The organism is Acidimangrovimonas sediminis (genome assembly GCF_002871005.1).
Classification (GTDB): Bacteria; Pseudomonadota; Alphaproteobacteria; order Rhodobacterales; family Rhodobacteraceae; genus Acidimangrovimonas; species Acidimangrovimonas sediminis.
Map to the genome: position 1 here is coordinate 296,545 of NZ_PHSN01000001.1, position 18,712 is coordinate 315,256.

At 70.4% G+C, this 18,712-nt stretch carries 17 protein-coding genes; 12 read left to right on the forward strand and 5 right to left on the reverse strand.

Annotated features, from left to right (window positions below; all coding sequences use genetic code 11):
- Positions 1–409 precede the first annotated feature (409 nt).
- The 6 genes from CVV76_RS01295 to CVV76_RS01320 all read left to right on the forward strand — a co-directional run bounded on the left by CVV76_RS01295 (position 410) and on the right by CVV76_RS01320 (position 7,759).
- On the forward strand, positions 410–1,042 hold the full coding sequence (locus tag CVV76_RS01295) for a DUF4189 domain-containing protein (RefSeq protein ID WP_158243084.1): 633 nt from the start codon (positions 410–412) through the stop codon (positions 1,040–1,042).
- 174 nt (positions 1,043–1,216) lie between these two features.
- Positions 1,217–2,668: a helix-turn-helix transcriptional regulator gene (locus CVV76_RS01300; protein ID WP_102222801.1), complete on the forward strand. Its 1,452-nt coding sequence runs from the start codon at positions 1,217–1,219 to the stop codon at positions 2,666–2,668.
- Positions 2,669–2,835: 167 nt separating this feature from the next.
- Complete coding sequence (locus CVV76_RS01305; protein WP_102222802.1) at positions 2,836–3,306, forward strand: response regulator transcription factor; 471 nt, start codon at positions 2,836–2,838, stop codon at positions 3,304–3,306.
- Entirely contained in the window at positions 3,303–3,638 is a 336-nt protein-coding gene (locus CVV76_RS01310; RefSeq protein WP_102222803.1) for a hypothetical protein, read from the forward strand. The genes CVV76_RS01305 and CVV76_RS01310 overlap by 4 nt, the downstream gene beginning before the upstream one ends.
- Positions 3,638–6,337 carry an ATP-binding protein gene (locus tag CVV76_RS01315; RefSeq protein ID WP_199178465.1) on the forward strand — a complete coding sequence of 900 codons (2,700 nt, stop codon included), beginning with the start codon at positions 3,638–3,640 and terminating at the stop codon, positions 6,335–6,337. Before CVV76_RS01310 ends, CVV76_RS01315 begins: the two co-directional genes overlap by 1 nt.
- 153 nt (positions 6,338–6,490) lie before the next feature.
- Positions 6,491–7,759: a FliM/FliN family flagellar motor switch protein gene (locus CVV76_RS01320; protein ID WP_102222805.1), complete on the forward strand. Its 1,269-nt coding sequence runs from the start codon at positions 6,491–6,493 to the stop codon at positions 7,757–7,759.
- 61 nt (positions 7,760–7,820) lie between these two features.
- Here CVV76_RS01320 and CVV76_RS01325 read toward each other — a convergent pair whose 3' ends face one another.
- Positions 7,821–8,429: a flavin reductase family protein gene (locus CVV76_RS01325; protein WP_102222806.1), complete on the reverse strand. Its 609-nt coding sequence runs from the start codon at positions 8,427–8,429 to the stop codon at positions 7,821–7,823.
- 173 nt (positions 8,430–8,602) lie between these two features.
- Between CVV76_RS01325 and CVV76_RS01330 the strand changes: the two genes are divergently transcribed.
- Positions 8,603–9,088 carry a GNAT family N-acetyltransferase gene (locus tag CVV76_RS01330; protein ID WP_102222807.1) on the forward strand — a complete coding sequence of 162 codons (486 nt, stop codon included), beginning with the start codon at positions 8,603–8,605 and terminating at the stop codon, positions 9,086–9,088.
- 85 nt (positions 9,089–9,173) lie between these two features.
- Here CVV76_RS01330 and CVV76_RS01335 read toward each other — a convergent pair whose 3' ends face one another.
- Complete coding sequence (locus CVV76_RS01335) at positions 9,174–9,605, reverse strand: DUF6691 family protein (protein WP_102222808.1); 432 nt, start codon at positions 9,603–9,605, stop codon at positions 9,174–9,176.
- Positions 9,605–10,042: a YeeE/YedE family protein gene (locus CVV76_RS01340; RefSeq protein ID WP_233192659.1), complete on the reverse strand. Its 438-nt coding sequence runs from the start codon at positions 10,040–10,042 to the stop codon at positions 9,605–9,607. Before CVV76_RS01340 ends, CVV76_RS01335 begins: the two co-directional genes overlap by 1 nt.
- A gap of 343 nt (positions 10,043–10,385) precedes the next feature.
- Between CVV76_RS01340 and CVV76_RS01345 the strand changes: the two genes are divergently transcribed.
- From CVV76_RS01345 to CVV76_RS01355, 3 genes are all read left to right on the forward strand, one after another.
- Positions 10,386–11,081: an HAD family hydrolase gene (locus CVV76_RS01345; RefSeq protein ID WP_102222809.1), complete on the forward strand. Its 696-nt coding sequence runs from the start codon at positions 10,386–10,388 to the stop codon at positions 11,079–11,081.
- Positions 11,082–11,167: 86 nt separating this feature from the next.
- On the forward strand, positions 11,168–12,784 hold the full coding sequence (locus tag CVV76_RS01350) for a trimethylamine methyltransferase family protein (protein WP_102222810.1): 1,617 nt from the start codon (positions 11,168–11,170) through the stop codon (positions 12,782–12,784).
- 212 nt (positions 12,785–12,996) lie between these two features.
- Positions 12,997–14,787, forward strand: a complete 1,791-nt coding sequence (locus CVV76_RS01355; protein WP_146010225.1) for a DUF4153 domain-containing protein — start codon at positions 12,997–12,999, stop codon at positions 14,785–14,787.
- 91 nt (positions 14,788–14,878) lie between these two features.
- Here CVV76_RS01355 and CVV76_RS01360 read toward each other — a convergent pair whose 3' ends face one another.
- On the reverse strand, positions 14,879–16,078 hold the full coding sequence (locus tag CVV76_RS01360) for a pyridoxal-phosphate-dependent aminotransferase family protein (protein ID WP_102222812.1): 1,200 nt from the start codon (positions 16,076–16,078) through the stop codon (positions 14,879–14,881).
- Positions 16,079–16,503: 425 nt separating this feature from the next.
- Here CVV76_RS01360 and CVV76_RS01365 point away from each other — a divergent pair, with 425 nt between their 5' ends.
- Positions 16,504–17,202 carry a tyrosine-protein phosphatase gene (locus tag CVV76_RS01365; RefSeq protein WP_146010226.1) on the forward strand — a complete coding sequence of 233 codons (699 nt, stop codon included), beginning with the start codon at positions 16,504–16,506 and terminating at the stop codon, positions 17,200–17,202.
- Positions 17,203–17,297: 95 nt separating this feature from the next.
- On the forward strand, positions 17,298–18,182 hold the full coding sequence (locus tag CVV76_RS01370; RefSeq protein WP_102222813.1) for a DMT family transporter: 885 nt from the start codon (positions 17,298–17,300) through the stop codon (positions 18,180–18,182).
- Here the strand turns inward: CVV76_RS01370 and CVV76_RS01375 are convergent.
- Positions 18,179–18,673 (reverse strand): GreA/GreB family elongation factor, encoded by a 495-nt coding sequence (locus tag CVV76_RS01375; RefSeq protein WP_102222814.1) that lies wholly within the window; start codon positions 18,671–18,673, stop codon positions 18,179–18,181. The genes CVV76_RS01370 and CVV76_RS01375 overlap by 4 nt on opposite strands.
- Positions 18,674–18,712: the final 39 nt, after the last annotated feature.

Genomic DNA, 18,712 nt, shown 5'->3' on the forward strand with positions numbered 1-18,712 from the left:
GCGTAACGGATGGCGCACACCTCCCGGGGGCGCCATACTGTCGCAGCATCTTCTCGCAGGCCGTGGCCGCGGCGCCCTTTCTGGCACGCTGCTGAAGGTGGCGTTGGTGAGCTGATCTCGGGCCGCCGACGCGCGGTCTCGGCGGTGGGTTGCCGGTTTTTGCGCCAGTTCTTGACGTCATTCAGGGTGCCCCGGGCGTGGTAGGCGCGCGGGAAGGGTCAGCATTTCAACCCATTGAAAACGCAGTCACATGGTGCGTACCTGGCCGCAGATGCAGGTGTCGGATTACTGCATGAGCAAGGCCGCTCGTGCCGAAGTATCACGAAGGCGTGATGGATCCGTGTGGTCCGCTCGGCGATTTTTTTCCTGTCAAAAACGAACGATATTGGCCTTAAAACGGGTGGGAACGATGATAGTATTTCACGGAAAGATCGCGGCTGCGGCTTTGCTTGCGCTCGCCGCCGGAACCCTCGGCGCCTCGGCGGAACCGGTGCTCTACGGCACCACGGCGAAGGTTCTCAAATACGGCAGCGGCCCGCTGGCCCCGCCGCAGCAGGCGACGTTCGACTGGCTGTCGGACCACGGGAATTACTTCGGTGCGATGGCCATTTCGACCAAGGACGGCGAGAGCTTCGCTGTCCGGGGGTACAACAGCCTTCAGGCCGCCACCAAGATCGCCAAGCGCTCGTGCGAGCTTCGCTCCGGCGGTGCGTGCGACATCTATGCCACGCTCGTGCCGATCGGTTTCAAGGGCGACGTCTCGAGCACCAAGGGTGTCAGCTACGGCGCCGAGAAGTACTACAGCACGCCCTACATGGACAAGTTGAAGGCCCCCGGCTACGGCGCGGTTGCGGTGTCGGAGGCGTCCCAGATGGGGGTGAGCTGGGGCCAGGCGTCGCCCGCGAGCGCGCAGGAGGCGGCGCTTGCCAGCTGCAAGGCCGTGGTCGCGCGCAACCTGGCCGATGGCAGCCCCACGGTTCGCAAGGTCGTGGAAACCAATCACATGACCGATTGCAAGGTTGTCCAGACTCTGAAGAACTGATCCGAAGACCTGGCCGGCGCGGGGAAACCCCCGCGCGCGCCACGCCCAGAACATTCCCGGCCCCGGGGTTGCAGCCTCGGGGCCGATCGCGTTCGGTGCGGAAAAGGCTGGACCAAACGCTTGTCCGACGGCGACATTTCTGTCAATTTTCCTGACCGACAGGAGGGGGAGGAGATGCCGCGCCAGGCGCTTGCCGGAAGCCGTATCCGTGAGAGGCGCACCGCCGCCGGATTGCGTCAGGCCGATCTTGCGCGCGAGGTCGGCATCTCGGCCTCGTATCTCAATCTCATCGAACACAACCGCCGGAACGTCGGCGCGGCGCTTTTGCGCCGCATCGCCGAGGTGCTGAAGCTCGACCCTGCGCAGTTGTCCGAAGGGGCCGGCGCGGCTTTGTTGGCCGGGCTGCGCGAGGCGGTGAGCGGTGGCGAAGGGGGCGTTCAGCCGACCGGCTCTGCCGGCGAGGGCCCTGCCGGCCCGGGGGCGGGCGAGGGGCGGTCAGACCCGCGCATCGCCGAGGGGCGGACGGGCGAGGCGCGGACGGGCGAGGTGCGCGGCGGGGGGGAGCCGGGGCCGGCCGAGCCTCCCGTCGTCGACGGGCCGGAACTCGACCGGATCGAGGAATTCGTCGGCCGCTTTCCCGGCTGGGCGGGGCTGCTTGCCCGGCTTCAGGGCCGGGTCGCCCATCTTGAGCGTAGCGTCGAGATCCTCGGTGACCGGCTGGCGCATGACCCGACGCTCTCGGCCTCGCTGCACGACATCCTGTCGGCGGTGACCGCGTTGCGTTCCACCGCCGCGATCCTGGCCGAGACGGATGACCTGGAACCCGAATGGCGCGCCCGTTTCCACGCCAATCTCGAGGGCGAGAGCGTGCGGCTGGCCGAGGGGGCCGAGGCGCTGGTGGCCTATCTCGACGCACCGCGCACCCGCGAGGCTGGGCAGGCCGCCCCCCAGGAATTGTTCGAGGAGTGGCTGGGCGCGCGCGGCTATCACCTGGCCGAGCTCGAGGGCACGGCCCCCGCAGCGCCCGAAACGCTGGCGCCGGAGCTGCCGGCCGCGGCGCGCCGGCTGGTCGTCGAACATGCGCGCCGCTATGCCGCCGACGCGGCGCGCCTGCCGATGGCTGCGCTCCTGCCCGCGCTGGCCGAGATCGGGCCAGAACCCGGGCGGCTGGCCGAGCGCTTCGGTCAGCCGCTGCCGGTGATCTTCCGCCGCCTCGCCGCGCTGCCCGAGGGCGAGGGCCTGCCGCGACTGGGGCTGGTGGCCTGCGATGGCTCGGGCGCACTGACCTTCCGCAAGCCGGCTGAGGGCTTCGTGCTGCCACGTTTCGGCCCGGGCTGCCCGCTCTGGCCGCTCTACCAGGCGCTATCGCGACCGATGGCGCCGATCCGGGCGCCGATCCAGATGACGGGGCGGGGGCAGCGGCGCTATCTGAGCTATGCCGTCTGCCAGCCCTCGCACCCCGGCGGCTTCGACGGCCCGCAGGTGGTCGCGTCGTGGATGCTGATGCTGCCGGAGGAGGGGGCGGGGTCCGGCCCGGCCCAGGCGGTGGGCACCTCTTGCCGGATCTGCCCCCGCGCGGGCTGCCCGGCCCGGCGCGAACCTTCGATCCTGGGCGCGGAGGCCTGACCGGCGCCGGCCGGTGGCCGGGTGCCGGGCCAGCGCGCAGATTGCCCGCATGGTGGTTGGCCATCGGGTGGCCAAGGGCCCACCGGCACGGCAAAGGTTTTTTGACAGAGTCACGCGCTTTCGGGATACTCTTGCAAAAAAGAACCGAAACGGGGGGAGAATATCGGATGGGCAACCATGTCCTTCTGATCGAGGACGAACCGAATATCAGCGAGGCGCTGCGCTTTTTGCTGACGCGCGACGGCTGGCGGGTGTCGACCCATGCCGACGGAAGGGATGCGGTCCACCGGGTGCGGTCCCTGCGTCCCGATGTGCTTGTGCTCGACGTGATGCTGCCGGGCCGCTCGGGGTTCGAGGTGCTGGAAGACCTGCGCGCCGATCCCGGCCTTGCCGGGCTGCCGGTGCTGATGCTCACCGCCAAGGGGCAGGAACGCGACCGCGAGCAGGCCGAGCGGCTTGGGGCGACGCGGTTCATGACCAAGCCCTTCGCCAACACCGAGATCCTGGCTGCGGTGCGCGACCTTGGCGCGGTGCATGCCGCTGCCGGGGATGCCACCTCGGATCCGGAGGCCGGTGACGCGACGGTTCCGGGCACGTTTCCTGGCACGGCGCGGGGTACGGCGCCGGACGGGTCGTGACCGAGGGGTCGCGCCAGCCCCTCTTCCTCGCCCGGCGCAGTTACCGGCTGCGGCGCCTGATGGATGCGGCGCGGCTGATGCCGGTATTGGCCACCTTCCTGTTCCTGCTGCCGCTTCTGTGGGACAGCCGCGAGGGACGGTCCACCGCGGCCGACGGGATCTACCTGATCGTCGCCTGGGCCGGGCTGATCCTGGCCGCCTACCTGATTTCGCGCCGCCTCGCGCACGAGGCCGGCGGGGCCGGGCCGTCCGACGGTGACGATGCTGGCCCCGGCCCGGGCGGCGAGGCCGCGCGCCTGCCTGCGGGCACCGGGGGTGCCGGGCCGCGATGATCCCCTTCGATATCCTCGTCCTTACCTGCGTGGGCTACGTCGGCTTCCTGTTCCTCGTGGCCTTCGCGGTGGAACGGCGTGCAGCGGCGGGGGGCATCCGCTGGCTGCGCTCCCCCTGGGTCTATACCCTGTCGCTGTCGATCTACTGCACCGCCTGGACGTTCTACGGCGCGGTGGGATCGGCGGCGCGCAGCGGGCTCGAGTTCGTCACCATCTACCTCGGGCCCACTATTGTCTTCGTCGGGTGGTGGTCGCTCTTGCGCAAGCTCGTCCGGATCGGCAAGACCCAGCGGATCACCTCGATCGCCGACCTGATCTCGTCGCGCTACGGCAAGTCGAACGCGCTGGGGGTGATCGTGACGCTGATGGCGGTGGTCGCGGCCACCCCCTACATCGCGCTCCAGCTGCAATCGGTGACGCTGAGCTTCGGCGCCATCGCCAGCGCCGCCTCCGGGCCGGCGGTGGGGGGCGGGCACGTGCCTGCCCCGGCCGTCACCGCGCTCTGGGTCGCGGCGGGGCTGGCGGTCTTCACCGTGTTCTTCGGCACCCGCAACCTCGACGCGAACGAGCAGCACCAGGGCATCGTCACCGCCATCGCGGTCGAGGCGGTGGTGAAGCTGGTGGCGCTGATGGCGATCGGCATCTTCGTGGTCTGGGGCGTGGCGCAGGGGCCGGCCGACATCCTGGCGCGGATCCAGGCCTCACCGCTGGCGGAATGGCACATGCGGCCCGGCCGCTGGGCCGGGATCACCTTCCTCTCCGCCGCGGCGGTGGTGACGCTGCCGCGGATGTTCCAGGTGCTGGTGGTCGAGAATGCGGACGAGCGCCACCTCGCCACCGCGGCCTGGGCCTTCCCGGCCTACCTGTTCCTGATGTGCCTCTTCGTGCTGCCGATCGCCGTGGTGGGCCTCGAGACGCTGCCCGAGGGCGCCAACCCCGATCTCTTTGTCCTCACGCTGCCGCTGCACCTCGATCGCGGATGGCTGGCGATGCTGGCCTTCCTCGGCGGGTTCTCCTCGGCTTCGGCGATGGTGATCGTCGCGGCGATCGCGCTGGCGACCATGGTGTCGAACCACGTGGTGATGCCGCTGTGGCTGTGGCTTCGGGCGGGGCGGGCCACGCAATCGGGCGACGTGCGGGCCACGGTGCTGGCGGCGCGGCGGCTGTCGATCGCCGCCGTGCTGGGGCTGGGCTATGCCTATTACCGCTTTACCGGCGGGGGCGCGGCGCTGGCTTCCATCGGCCTGATCAGCTTCGTCGGCGCGGCGCAGGTGCTGCCGGCGATGCTGGGCGGGATCTATTGGCGCGGCGCCACCCGCGCCGGCGCCGCGGCGGGGCTGATCCTGGGTTTCGTGGTCTGGCTCTACACCCTGTTTCTGCCAAGCTTCGGTTCGGACGCGCTGATGGCGGGGGATCTGATCGGCGGGGGGCCTTTCGGCCTGTCGTGGCTGCGCCCGCACGCGCTCTTCGGGGTGAGCGGGATGGACCCGCTGCTGCATGCGCTGTTCTGGTCGCTGAGCTTCAACACCCTGGCCTTCTGCGCCGGATCGCTGCTGACCTTCCCGCAGCCGGTGGAGCGGTTGCAGGGCGCGGCCTTCGTCAATGCCTTCGACCAAGGCGGCGGGACCCGCGGCTGGGCGCGCGGGATGGCCGAGGCCGAGGACCTGCTGGTGATGTCGCAGCGCATCCTTGGTGCCGAGGAGGCTCAGGCCTTCTTCCTTGCCGCCACGCGCCGGCAGGGCAAGGCGGGTTACCTGCCCGACACCACCCCCGATTTCCTCGAGCGGCTGGAGCGGCGGCTTGCGGGCTCCGTCGGGGGCGCCACGGCGCATGCCATGGTGGCGCAGATCGTCGGCGGCGCCGCGGTCTCGGTCGAGGATCTGATGGCGGTGGCGAACGAGACCGCGCAGATCATGGAATATTCCAGCCAGATCGAGGCCAAGTCGGAGGAGCTTGCCCGCACGGCCCGTGCCCTGCGCGAGGCCAATGCCAAGCTGACCCGGCTGTCGGTGCAGAAGGATGCCTTTCTCAGCCAGATCAGCCACGAGCTGCGCACCCCGATGACCTCGATCCGCTCGTTTTCCGAGATCCTGATGGAAGGTGGGCTGGACACCGGGGAGCGCGCCCGTTTCGCCGGGGTGATTCATGCCGAGGCGATCCGGCTGACGCGGCTGCTCGACGATCTGCTCGACCTGAGCGTGCTGGAGAACGGCCAGGTCGGCCTGAGCCACGAGGCGGTGAGCCTTCAGTCGCTGATCGACCGGGCGCTGGTTTCGGCGGGGTTCCACGGCGAGACCCGGCGCGACTGGGTGATCGAGCGCGACCGGGCGGCGGAGGCGGTGGAAGTGACGACCGACCCCGACCGTCTGGCGCAGGTCTTCATCAACCTTGCCTCGAACGCGCGGAAGTATTGCGAGGCAGAGAGGCCGCGGCTGAAGATCGCGGTGCGCAAGCGCGGCACCTCGGTCGAGGTGGATTTTGTCGATAACGGCGCCGGTATCCCGCGCGACGCGCAGGGGATCATCTTCGAGAAATTCGCGCGGCTGGGGGATTCCGCGCGTGCCGGGGGGGCGGGCCTCGGCCTTGCGATCTGCCGCGAGATCATGGGCCGGCTCGAGGGCTCCATCGCCTATGTGCCGGGGCAGGGCGGTGCGGCCTTCCGCGTGACCCTGCCGCGGCGCCGCGCCCGGGCCGCGTGAGCGCGGCGGCGCGTTCGCCGGGAACGTTCGCCGGGACCGTTCCGGGGGAAAGTTTGCGGAGAAGCTTTGCGACGAAACTTGCCGGCAGGACATCCCGGGTAGGACTTTCTCAACCTCGATCTGCGATGGCTGGGCTCAACGCGGGATACGGGCATGGCAGAGACGGACAAGCTGAAGGAAAGCAGGGCCGGGCCGGGCGGCGCCGGGCCGACGGTGGCCGGCGAACCGGTGCTGCGGCGCAAGGCGGCGCGGCAGCCGGCGGGCGGCGCATTGCCCGGGGTCGAGGCTGCGGCCCTTGTGGGCCGGGCGGTGCGGCAGGCCGTGGCGCGGTCGGTTCAGGCCGTGCCCGGCCTCGATCTTACCGTCGACGGGCTCAGTGATGACCGGCGCACCCTGGCGGAACTGCTGGAACTGCTGCCGGAGCGGGCGCTTCTTGCCGTGGTCGAGGGGCCGGTGGAGGGGCTGGGCCTTGTCGTGCTGTCGCAACCCGTGCTGACGGCGATCGTCGAGGTGCAGACCATGGGGCGCTTGGCCGCCGAGGCGCGTCCTGCGCGCAAGCCCACCCGGACGGATGCAGCGATGTGCGCGGGGCTGATCGACAGGGTGCTGGCCGGGCTGGAGACGCTGCTGTCCGAGGCGCCGGATCTGACCTGGGCGGGCGGCTTCCGCTATGCCTCGTTCCTCGATAATCCGCGGCCGCTGGGCCTGCTGCTGGAGGATATCCCGTTCCGGCTGTTCCGTGCCTCGGTCACCCTGGGCGGGAGCCGTGAGGGGGAGATCCTGCTTGCCCTTCCGGCCGAGGGGCGCGGCCCGGGCCCGGCACGGCCCGCGGGCGACGGGGACGAGGCGCCCGGGGCGGAGGCGGCCGAGGCCGCGGCTCAGGCGGCCTTTGGCGCGGCGCTGTCCGAGGCGGTGATGGCGGCCGAGGCGCAGCTTATGGGCGTGCTGCACCGCGTGCGCCTGCCGCTGGGGGCAGTACTTGGGCTGAAGCCCGGCGATCTGCTGCCGGTGCCCGATACCGCGCTCGACCGGATTGAGCTTCAGGCCCTCGACGGGCGACGGTTGGGCGGGGGGCGGCTGGGCCAGAACCGCGGCCTGCGCGCGGTGCGGCTGAGCCGGATGCCGCGCCAGCCCGGCAGCCCGGCGGAGGCCGAGGACCTCGCGCCCGCGCAGGGGGGCGCGCACCGCGAGATACCGGCAGGACTGGCCGATCCGATGCCGATGGCAAACCCGCTGCCCGGTGCGCCCGCAGATCCACTTGCCGATCCGCTTGCCGATCTGGGCGGGGCCGGGGGCCTCGACGATCTGCCGATGGCGGCGCCGATGAGCCTTGACCTGCCGTCGGGCTTTGGCATGTCAGCCTTCGACGAGGAAGAGGGCGGCCTCCCGCCGCTTCCCATGGCCGGGATGGGCGGCGGCTGAGGCGCCGGGGTCGCGAAAGGACGCGCTATGGGGGTGCTGCGCCGAGGGTCAGCGTTCTCGGTCAACGTTCTCCGGGGCGGATCATCTCGAAGACCTCTTCGACGACCGCGAAATCCCGGTAGCCCAGCCGCGAGACCGGGTTGAAGCGGGTAACGTCAAACCGCCCGTCGACGAGGCAATCGTCGCGCATGTGCACTCCGGTGACCTCGCCGATCACCATGAAGTTCGCGGCGCCTTCCAGCCGGATCACCTGCCGGAGCTGGCATTCCAGCGCCGCTGGCGCCCCGGCCACGCGCGAACAGGCGATCGTCTCGCAGTTCGCCCGCTCCAGCCCGGCCTCGGTGAATTCGTCGACCTCGCGCGGGTAGGGGCCGGAGGTGCGGTTCATCGCCTCGGCCTCGGCCCGGCCCACGATATTGACGCAGAATACCCCAGATTCCTCGATGTTCGACAGCGAATCCTTGCCGCGCGGGCGGTCGGGCTTTTCCCCCGTGGTCGAGAACATCACCTGCGGCGGGGTGTAGGCGACGGCGTTGAAGAAGGAATAGGGCGCGAGGTTCTCGGACCCGTCCAGCCCGCGGGTCGAGATCCAGCCGATTGGCCGCGGCGTCACGATCGCGTTGAACGGGTTGTGCGGCAGGCCGTGTCCGTCGGCGGGGCGGTAGAACATGGGTCTCTCCTCGGCGTTTGGCGCGCCCGGTGCGGTTGCGCCGGGGGGCGGGATGGGGCGTGGGGAACCGGATCCGCGGGCGGATCGGTTTGCCCCTGACCTAGCCCCATGCTACGCGGCTTTCCAGAGCCGGTCGGCGAAACGGCGGGCCGGGATGGAGAGAGGATCGCGCCCTGTACCAGCTCAGCGAAGAGGAACCCGGCGACAGCTGGGAGGTCGAGGCGCTCTACGATCTGTGCTTCGCGCCGGGGCGCACGGCCCTGTCCTCATACCGCCTGCGCGACGGGGTCGATCCGGTGCGCCCGTTGTGCCTGATCCTGCGTGAGGACGGGGTGCTGGCGGCCGTGATCCGATTCTGGCCGGTGCGCGTGGCGGGGCGGGAGGTGCTGCTTCTCGGCCCGGTGGCTGTGCACCCGACGCGGCAGGGCGAGGGGCTGGGCGGTTACCTGATCTACGAGAGCCTGGCCGAGGCCCGGCGGCTTGGATGGGCCCGGGTCCTTCTGGTGGGCGACGCGCCCTATTACCGGCGCTTCGGCTTTTGCAAGCGCGAGGGCGTGGTGATGCCGCCGCCGACCAACCCCGACCGCGTGCTGGGATACGAGCTTATCCCCGGTGCGTGGGAGGGGGTGACCGGCGAAGTGGAAAAGTGGACGCCCTGACACGGACGCTTGCCTGACACGGCCCCGCGCGCCGCACCCTGATGCACCGAACCCTGACCCGGGCGGAACCCGCCCGGTGGCGGTATCAGGCGGCGCAGTTGGCGCGGCGGCGGCGGGTGTAGAGGTGGTGCCCCACCATGCCCACGAACATCGCGATGACGAAGACCACGCCGCCGGTCCCGCTCCACCCGAGCGAGGCGATCGCCGGCCCGGGGCAGAAGCCCGCAAGCGCCCAGCCCAGCCCGAACAGCACCGATCCGGCGATCAGCCGGCCGTCCAGCGTCTGGTCCGGCATGGCGGGGATCGGCGTGCCGATCAACGCGCGCTTGCGCCGCGCCGCGATGCGCCATGCCACGAGCATCGGCAGCATGGCGCCGCCGAGGACGAACATCAGCGTGGGGTCCCAGTCGCGCGACAGGTCGAGGAAGCCCTGCACCTTCGCGGTATCGGTCATGCCCGAGATCAGCAGCCCGAGGCCGAACAGGCCGCCGGAAAGGGCCGAGATGAGAAGACGCATCAGATCACTCCCAGGATGTGGCGGGCGACGGCCATCGTGGCAAAGCCGGCGCCAAGGTAGGCAAGGGTCGCGACGATCGAGCGGGTCGAGAAACGCGACATGCCGCAGACGCCATGCCCCGAGGTGCAGCCGTTCGCCATCCGTGTGCCGAACCCGACCAGCAGCCCGGCCAGAACCAGAAGCCCGAGGTCGCCGGAGACATGGGCGTCCGGCGCGCCGGTGACCGCCACCACGATGGCGGGCACGCCCACGAGGGCGGCCACGAAGATCAGCCGTTCCACGAGATTGTCTTGGCCGGTGCCGTCGACCAGCCCGCCGACGATCCCGCTTGCGCCCATGATCCGCGCATTGCCGAGCAGCAGCACCGCCGCGGCAAGGCCGATCATCAGGCCTCCGGCAAGCCCGAAGATCCAGGCATGGGGGATCGCACTCAGCATCTGGTCGCTCCTGTGGGTCGGATGGCTGGGGATGGATCGCGGGGCTTCCGCTCCGCCTCGGTAAAAATGTAGAACTCCATAACATATTGCAATTGAATGATAATAATAAGGATCGGGTTTGCGCATTAATGACGCATCCGGAACGCATGTTTCGCGTTCCGGGATTTTTCGGCGCGGTTTCCTCGCTCTGGCGCCGTCGCGGGGAATATTGTTCTTCCGCGGCGCGGTTTGGCCGGAACTGGCGATGCCCTGCTTGCGCCGATCTGTCGGCCCGGCGAATATTGCATTGTCGCGCCGCCCGGGCGATTGTGCGCGCGCCCGGGCTCCGGGGCGGGAGGACAACATGATCGCGGGCATCCTTTTCGACAAGGACGGCACTCTTTTCGATTTCAACGCCACGTGGGGCGACTGGACCGAGGGGCTCTTGCATGAGCTGGCCAGCGGCGACCCGTCGCGAGCCGGCCGCCTGGCCTCGGTTCTGGGATATGACACCGCGCAGCGCCGTTTCGCGCCCGACTCGATCGTCGTGGCCCACACGCCGGACGAGGTTGCGGCGGCGCTGCTGCCGCATCTGCCGGGGCATTCGCCGGCAACGCTGGTGGCGCGCATGAACGTTCTGGCCGCCCAGGCGCCGCAGGTGCCGGCCTTTCCGCTGGGGCCGCTGCTGGCCGACCTTCGGGCGCGCGGCCTGAAGCTGGGTGTCGCCACCAACGACGCCGAGGAAGCCGCGCGCGCGCATCTCGCGTCGCAGGGCGTGACGGGGCTGTTCGACTTCGTCGCCGGCTTCGACAGCGGCTATGGCGGCAAGCCGCATCCGGGAATGCTTCTGGCCTTCGCCGACCGTTACGGGCTGGACCCGGCACAGGTGGTGATGGTCGGGGACAGCCTGCACGACCTGATCGCGGGCCGGGCGGCGGGGATGCGCCGGATCGCCGTGCTCACCGGCCTGGCGACCGAGGCGGAGCTTGGCCCGCTGGCCGAGGCGGTCCTGCCGGACATCGGGCATCTTCCTGACTGGCTCGACACTCTGGCGGCCTGACGTTCCAAAAACGACGCGATCCGTCGCAAAGGGCAAGGTCGGCCCCGGCCGCTTGGCTTCTCTTGGGCATGGCACAGGAGAACCCCATGGACGAGAGCGCCGCCCCGGAGACCGCCACGCAGACTGCCGCGCAGACCGCGCCCACGACCGGCGCCCCGGCCCAGAGGCGCCGCCGCGCCGGCGGCCGCGCGGGGCATCAGACGCGGGCGGGCCATGCCGCGGTGGAGCAGATGCCCTGGCGGATCCCGCAGAACCCCGACCGCCCGACCGAGCCGCTGGATGCGGACGGGGTGCAGGCGATCCACAAGGGGGCGATGCGGATCCTTTCCGAGATCGGGATCGAGTTCCTGAACCCCGAAGCGGTGGAGATCCTGCGACGTGCCGGTTGCCGGGTCGAGGGCACCAACGTCCGCATGGACGAGGATTTCGTGATGGAGATGCTGGGCCATGCGCCCGACAGCTTCACCATCACCCCGCGCAACCCCGCACGGCAGATCACCGTCGGCGGCAAGTCGATGGTCTTCGTCAACGTCTCCTCGCCGCCCAATGCCTGGGACATGGCGCGCGGCAAGCGCCCCGGCGATTTCGCGACGTTCCAGGAATTCATGCAGCTTACCCAGTATTTCAACTGCATCCACGTCGCGGGCGGCTACCCGGTGGAACCGATCGACATCCACCCCTCCGTCCGTCACCTCGACTGCCTGCGCGAAAAGCTGGTGGCGACCGACAAGGTGGTGCACGCCTATTCGCTGGGGGCGGAGCGGGTCGAGGACGTGATGGAGATGACGCGCCTTGCCGGTGGCCTTTCGCATGACGACTTCGAGGCGACGCCCCGAATGTACACCAACATCAACTCGGTCTCGCCGCTGAAGCACGATTTCCCGATGCTCGACGGCGCGATGCGTCTGGCGCGCCGCAATCAACCGGTTCTGGTCACGCCTTTCACCCTTGCCGGTGCGATGGCGCCGGTGACGATGGCCGGGGCGGTGGCGCTGAGCCTGGCCGAGGGGCTCTCGGCGATTGCACTTTTGCAATATATTCGGCCCGGATGCCCGGTCGGGATCGGCACTTTCACGTCAAATGTCGACATGAAGTCGGGCGCACCCGCCTTCGGCACCCCGGAATACATGCGCGCGACCCAGATGACCGGGCAACTTGCGCGGTTCTACAAGTTGCCGCTACGTTCCTCCGGGGTCTGCGCGGCCAATGTTCCGGATGGGCAGGCGATGTGGGAAACCTCGAATTCCCTTTGGGCCGCAGTTACTTCCGGGACGAACTTCGTGTACCACGCGGCGGGTTGGCTCGAAGGCGGATTGATCGCCAGCCCGGAAAAGTTCGTCATGGATTGCGAGATCCTGCAAATGATCCAGCGGTATTTCGAGGAGGCGATCACCGATACCTCCGAGGATGCGCTGGCCTTCGACGCGATCCGCGAGGTGGGTTCGCAGGGCCATTACTTCGGCTGCCAGCACACGCAGGACCGCTATCAGACCGCGTTCTACCAACCCTTCGCGAGCGACTGGCGCAATTACGAGGCCTGGGTCGCCGATGGTGCCGTATGGACGCCCGAGCGCGCGCACCGCATCTACCGCGCGATCCTGGCTGAGTTCACGCCGCCGCCGATGGACGACGCCGCCCGCGGCGCGCTCGACGCCTTCGTGGCGAAGCGCAAGGAGGAGGGCGGGGCCCCCACCGATTTCTGACGCCCCGGATTTCTGCCCCGCCGACAGGCGGGCCCGGTCCCGCCTTGCCCCGCCGACGCCTATTCAGGACGGCGGGCAACCGTGCCCGCGTCCCGTCGCTTCGCACCCTGTCACCTCGCCTGCCGCCATTCCGCCGAGTTCCGCGCGATGACTGGCGCCCGGGTCGTCCGGCGGATAGGTTTGGCCCAGAGCGGTCAACGGGGACGGACGACGTGGCGAGGAACGTGCTGGAGATGCGGCTGCGGTTGCTCCTTGGGCTGACGGGGGCGCTGGCTGGCGTCTGTGCCTGGCTGTTGTTCGATGTCTACGGGCCGGGCCGGATCACGCCGCGGCTGCACCTGATGCTGACGCTGTTCGCGGGCGTCACCTTCGGCGCCTTCCTGATTCTCGTGGGTCCCTTGCGGCTGGCGCGGGCGGCGTTGTCGGCGTTGGCCCTGGGGGCGGTGGTCGCGGGGCTCTGCGGCTGGGCCAGCTTGCGCTACGACGCCCCGCTCGACGTCTTCTCGCATTCCGAGACGGTGATCGCGGTGATCCTGCTGTCGACCCTGCCGTTGCCCTATCTCGCAGCCGCCGGGCGGCGCGGCGGTCGCTGGTGGGATTACCCGGCGCTGTTCTCGCTGTCGTGGTCGATCGTGGTGCGCTACGCCTCGGCCTGGCTTTTCGTCGCGGTGGTCTGGGCGGTGATCTTCCTGTCGGACCAGCTTCTGCAGCTGGTGGGGATCCGGCTGATCAGCGACATCCTGCGTGCCGATTGGGTTGCCTACGTGATGACCGGGCTGGCGCTTGGTGTCGGCCTTGCCGTGGTCGACGAGCTTTACGAATATCTCTCGCCCTTTCTGATCCTGCGGCTGTTGCGCGTGGTGATGCCGGTGGTCACGCTGGTGGTGGCGGTGTTCCTGATCGCGCTGCCGGTGCATGGCTTCGGCAACCTCTTCGGCCAGCTCTCGGTCGCCGGGACGCTGCTGGCGATGGCGGTGGCGGCGGCGACGCTGGTGACCACCGCGCTGGACCGCAGCGCGCAGGAATCGGTGCAGGGACGGCTGATGCGCGGCGCGGTACAACTGCTGGCGCTGATGCTGCCGGCGCTTGCGGCGTTGGGGGGCTGGGCGGTCTGGCTCCGGGTCGAGGAGCACGGGCTGACGCCGACGCGCATTGCCGGGCTGACCGCGTCGGGAGTGCTTCTGGCCTATGGGGTGGTCTACGCGGTGTCGGTGCTGATGCGCGGCGACTGGGGCCGGCGGATCCGCCGCGACAACGTGGCGCTGGCGGTGGGGGTGATCCTGCTCTCGGCGCTCTGGCTGACGCCGGTGCTGAACGCCGAGAGAATCTCGGCCCAGAACCGGCTGGCGCGCTACACCACTGGGGAGACCCGGGCCCAGACCGTCGATCTGAACTACCTCAGGACCGACCTGGGTCGGGCAGGGGCGGATGCGCTTGCCAGGCTGCGGAAGCTGGCAGAAAGCCCCGACCACGCCGCGCTAAAGGCCCGGTTCGCCGATCTCGATGCCGGGCGGCTGACGCCGGGGATGCCCGGCGCCTCGGATCTCGTGGCGCTGCGTCAGAGGCTGATGCGCATGATGCCGGTCCGGCCCGAGGCGGCGGGGGGAGGCGGGCCTGACGGCGCCAGGCTGCTGGCGCAGGTCCTCGACAGCCGCAGCGCCTGGCAGCTCAACGCCTGGGCCGAGGCCTGCGGGCGCAGCCTGACCGGCGGACAGCCGGGCTGTGTCTTCCTGGCGGGCGATTTCCTGCCCGACCGTCCGGGCGACGAGGCGCTGGTACTGACCATGGACGGCGCCGGGCAATTGCGCATCGACGCCTTCGGCGCGAATGCCTCGACCGGCAAGCTCGGGCCGCTGCCGGGCAGCAGCCAGATGACGCCGGACGGAACGCGCCCCTCCGCCTCGGCGGTGATCTCGTCGGTGCTGGCGGGCAACACCGGGCTTGCCCCGGCGCGGCTGAACGCGCTGGGGGTCGGGGGGCTGCAGGTGATGGTTCTGCCCTGAGCGGGTGCCCGGCGCGCGCCCCGGCGGGGGCACAGGCGGCAGGCGCGCGCCCGGGGCGCTGCACGCGTCAGGGCCGGTGCACTGCGCGCGTTCAGCCCGCCGCGACCGTCCGCGCCGCCGCCTGCACCCCGCCCGGGGTGTGCGGGATCCCCAGCGCATCAAGCCCGGCTTCCATCACTGCCAGCGCACCAAGGGTCATGTGGGCATTGACGTGGCCCATGTGCGCGACCCGCAGGAAACCGTGGTAGGCCGGGTCGCCGGGGGGCGCCATGCCAAGGCCGATGCCCAGCGTCACGCCTGCCTCACGCTCGGTCCAGTCGCGGAGCGCGGTGGCATGCGGGGCCCCCAGCCGGGCCGCGGTGACCGACCGCGCGCGGTGTGCCGGCTCGGCGATGTTCAGCCCGATCTCGGGCACGCCTTCGCCCCAGGCGTCGAAGGCCGCCCAGACTGCGCTTGCCAGAACCTCGTGCCGCTTCCAGATCGCGGGAAGGCCTTCCTCGGCGATCATGTCGAGCGCTTCGCGCAGGGCAAAGAGGTGGTGCGTGGGCGCGGTGCCGCCGAAATACTGGTAGAATTCCTGCGGATCGGCGCGCACGGTCCAGTCCCAGTAGGGCGTGCGCAGATCCGCCCCCTCGCAGGCGGCGCGCGCCCGGTCCGAGAACCAGACGAAGCCAAGGCCCGGCGGCGTCATCAGCCCCTTCTGGCTTGCCCCGACGGTAAGGTCGACGCCCCAGGCATCCATCCGGTATTCCTGGCAGCCGAGCGAGGCGATCGTGTCCACGGCCAGAAGCGCCGGGTGCCCCACCGCGTCGAGCGTCGCCCGCACCGCGGCGATGTCGTTGGTGACCGAGGTGGCGGTATCGACATGGGTCACCAGCACCACCTTGTAGGCATGGTCTTTGTCGGCCTCCAGCGCTCGGGCGAGGCGGTCCATGTCGACCGGGCCCTTCTTGCCGAAGTCGATCATGTCGACCTCGATCCCCAGGGCGCGGGCATGGTTGGCCCAGCCTTCGCCGAACCGGCCGGTGGCCAGCGACAGCGCCTTGTCCCCGCGCGAGAACAGGTTGGAATTCGCGGCCTCCCATGCGCCGTGACCGTTCGAGATGTAGATCGCCACGTTCTGTGTCGTGCCCGCGACCTTGCGCAGGTCGTCGGCGATCGAGGCCGAGGTGCGGTGCAGTTCGCCCTCGTAGATGTTGGGCGAGGCGCGGTGCATGGCGCGCAGCACCCGGTCCGGCATGACCGAAGGGCCGGGAATGGCGACGTAGGAACGGCCGTTGGCAAGTGACATGAGAGGCTCCGCACGGATGAACGTCCCTGCGTAAGCCGCGCCGCGGGAAGGGTCAATGCGCCGCCGCCCCCGGCCCGAAGGTCGAGCGCACGGCGCGGCCCCCGCCCGCTTACAAAGACCGCTCAAAGCCCGCCCGCGCCCCTCGCCACTCCACGGACCATTCCGCCTCGAAGGAAGACACGCCCCTCCCTTCTTCTGAGCGCAAATATCCCGGGGGTGCGGGGGCTGGCCCCCGCTGCACCCCGCCCGCCGTGCCACGCCATCCCCCCGCCTCCCTCACCCTGTCGCCCCGCCCCGCCCTCGCCGAGGCTTCGCTTGCCAGAGTGGGGCGGAGCGGATAGACCCCGGCGCGGGCAGGATGCCCGGGCAGGCAGGGCGCGGCGCCACGGTGGCACCCCCCGGATCCCGGGCCGGTTGGAGAGCGGATGTTCAAGGCACTCGGACGGCGGCTGAAGGCGCTGGAGCATCGTATCGCGGATGCCGATTACACGCGGATCGAGGATCCGAGGGTGCGGCGCCGGGCGATGGCGTGGCTGCTGTTCCTCGACCACGGGATCCTGCGCGGGGTCTGGACCAACTTCTTCCCGGTGGCCGAGGGCGTCTACCGTTCGAACCAGCCCGACGGAAAGCGGGTGCTGCGCTATGGCCGGATGGGGATCAAGGCGATCCTCAACCTGCGGGGCGACGGCCGCAAGCCCTTCCACCTGTTCGAGAAGGCCGCGGCGCGCGAGGCGGGGATCGAGATCGTCGACCTCCAGCTTCAGGCCCGCGACCTGGTGACCGCCGAGCGCCTGATGGAGCTGGACGAGGTGTTCCGCACCATCCCGCGACCCTTCGTCATGCATTGCAAGTCGGGGGCCGACCGGGCGGGCTTTGCCTCGGCGCTCTACCTGCTCCTGTACGAGGGCGCGACGGTCGAGGAGGCGCAGAAGCAGCTGTCGCTGAGATATGCCCATGTCGAACGCTCGCGCACCGGTATCCTCGATCATTTCCTGCGCTACTACGGCCGCGAGCAGCGTCGCACCGGCATCGGCCTGCGCGAATGGATCCGCGACGGCTACGACCCCGAGGAGGTGCGCCGCTCCTTCGCCGACTGGCGCGAGGGGCGCTGGGACCCGGTCTGATCCGAGTGATCCGGACCCCTCGCGGTCGACCTGCACCGGCGCCGGGAACGATCCGCCCCTTGCTCTCGCCCCCCGCCACGCGGCATGAAAGGCGCATGCGCCTCTTCCTGCTTGCCACCCTCACCATGATCGCCTTCGCCGCCAACTCGGTCCTGACCCGGCTGGCGCTGGCGCTGGCGGGGCACGGGCCCGGTATGGGGCAGGGCCCCGATATCGGACCTGCGGAATTCGCGGTGCTGCGGCTTGCCTCGGGGGCGGTGATGCTGGGTGTGCTGGTACACCTGCGCCGCGCGCCTCTCGGCCTTGCCGCGCCCGGGCGGATCGCCGGGGTGCTGTCGCTGGCGGTCTACGTGCTGGGGTTCTCCTTCGCCTATCTCACGCTGCCCGCGGGCCTCGGTGCGCTGATCCTGTTCGGGATGGTGCAGATCACGATGTTCGCCGGCGCCGCGCTCGGGCGCGAAACCATGCCGCCGCGCCGCTGGGCGGGCGCCGCGCTGGCCTTCGCGGGCCTCGTCTGGCTGCTCTGGCCCACCGGCGTCGGCGCGCCGCCGGCGGCGGGGGCGCTGATGATGGCCGCGGCGGGCGCGGGCTGGGGGATCTACTCGCTGAAGGGCAGGGGCGCGCGCGACCCGCAGGCCGCGACCGCCGCGAATTTCCTGCTCGCCACGCCGATCGCGTTCGTCGCGCTGCCGTTCGTGCCCGGGCCGTTGCATGTCAGCGCGGAAGGGGCGGTGCTGGCGATCCTGTCCGGCGCGGTGACCTCGGGGCTCGGCTACGCGCTCTGGTATGCCGTGCTGCCCCGCCTCGCGGCCTCGTCGGCGGCGGTGGCGCAGTTGACCGTGCCGCTGATCGCCATGGCGGGCGGCGCGCTCTTCCTGGCCGAACCGCTGACCCACCGCTTCGCCGTCTCGGCGGCGCTGGTGATCGCAGGCGTCCTGATCTCGCTCAGCCGGCCGCGGGCGAGGGCGCGCAGGGCCTAGTCCGGATAGGCGATCGCCACCACTTCCAGCTCCCGCGCGCCGCCGGGTCGCGGCCAGCGCACCACGTCGCCGATCCCCGCCCCGATCAGCGCCCGCGCCAGCGGCGCCTGGGGGGCGATCCAGCCCTTCGCCGCCGCGGCCTCGTCCTCGCCGACGATGCGAAAGACCCGCTCCGTGCCGTCCTCCTCCGCCACCGTCACCGTGGCGCCGAAGGCCACCTCGCTCCGCGGTTGCGCCGCCATCTCCACCGGGATCGCCGATCGCAGCCGCGCCTCGAGATAGCGGATATCACGCTCCGCCGCCGCCTCCGGCAGCCTGTCCAGCCGGTCTTCCCGCGCCCGCAGCGCCATCAGCCGCGCCTGCGCCTCGGCCAGACGCGCGCGCAGCTCCGCCAGCCCCGAGGGCGTGACGTAATTCGGATGCGGGCTTACGGGCAGGTCGGGCAACGGCGCATTGTCCGGCCCGTCCTCCTTGACGAAGGCGCGGCTCATGGCGGGATCGGTGGTTCAGCGTCCATGACCGAAGCCTGA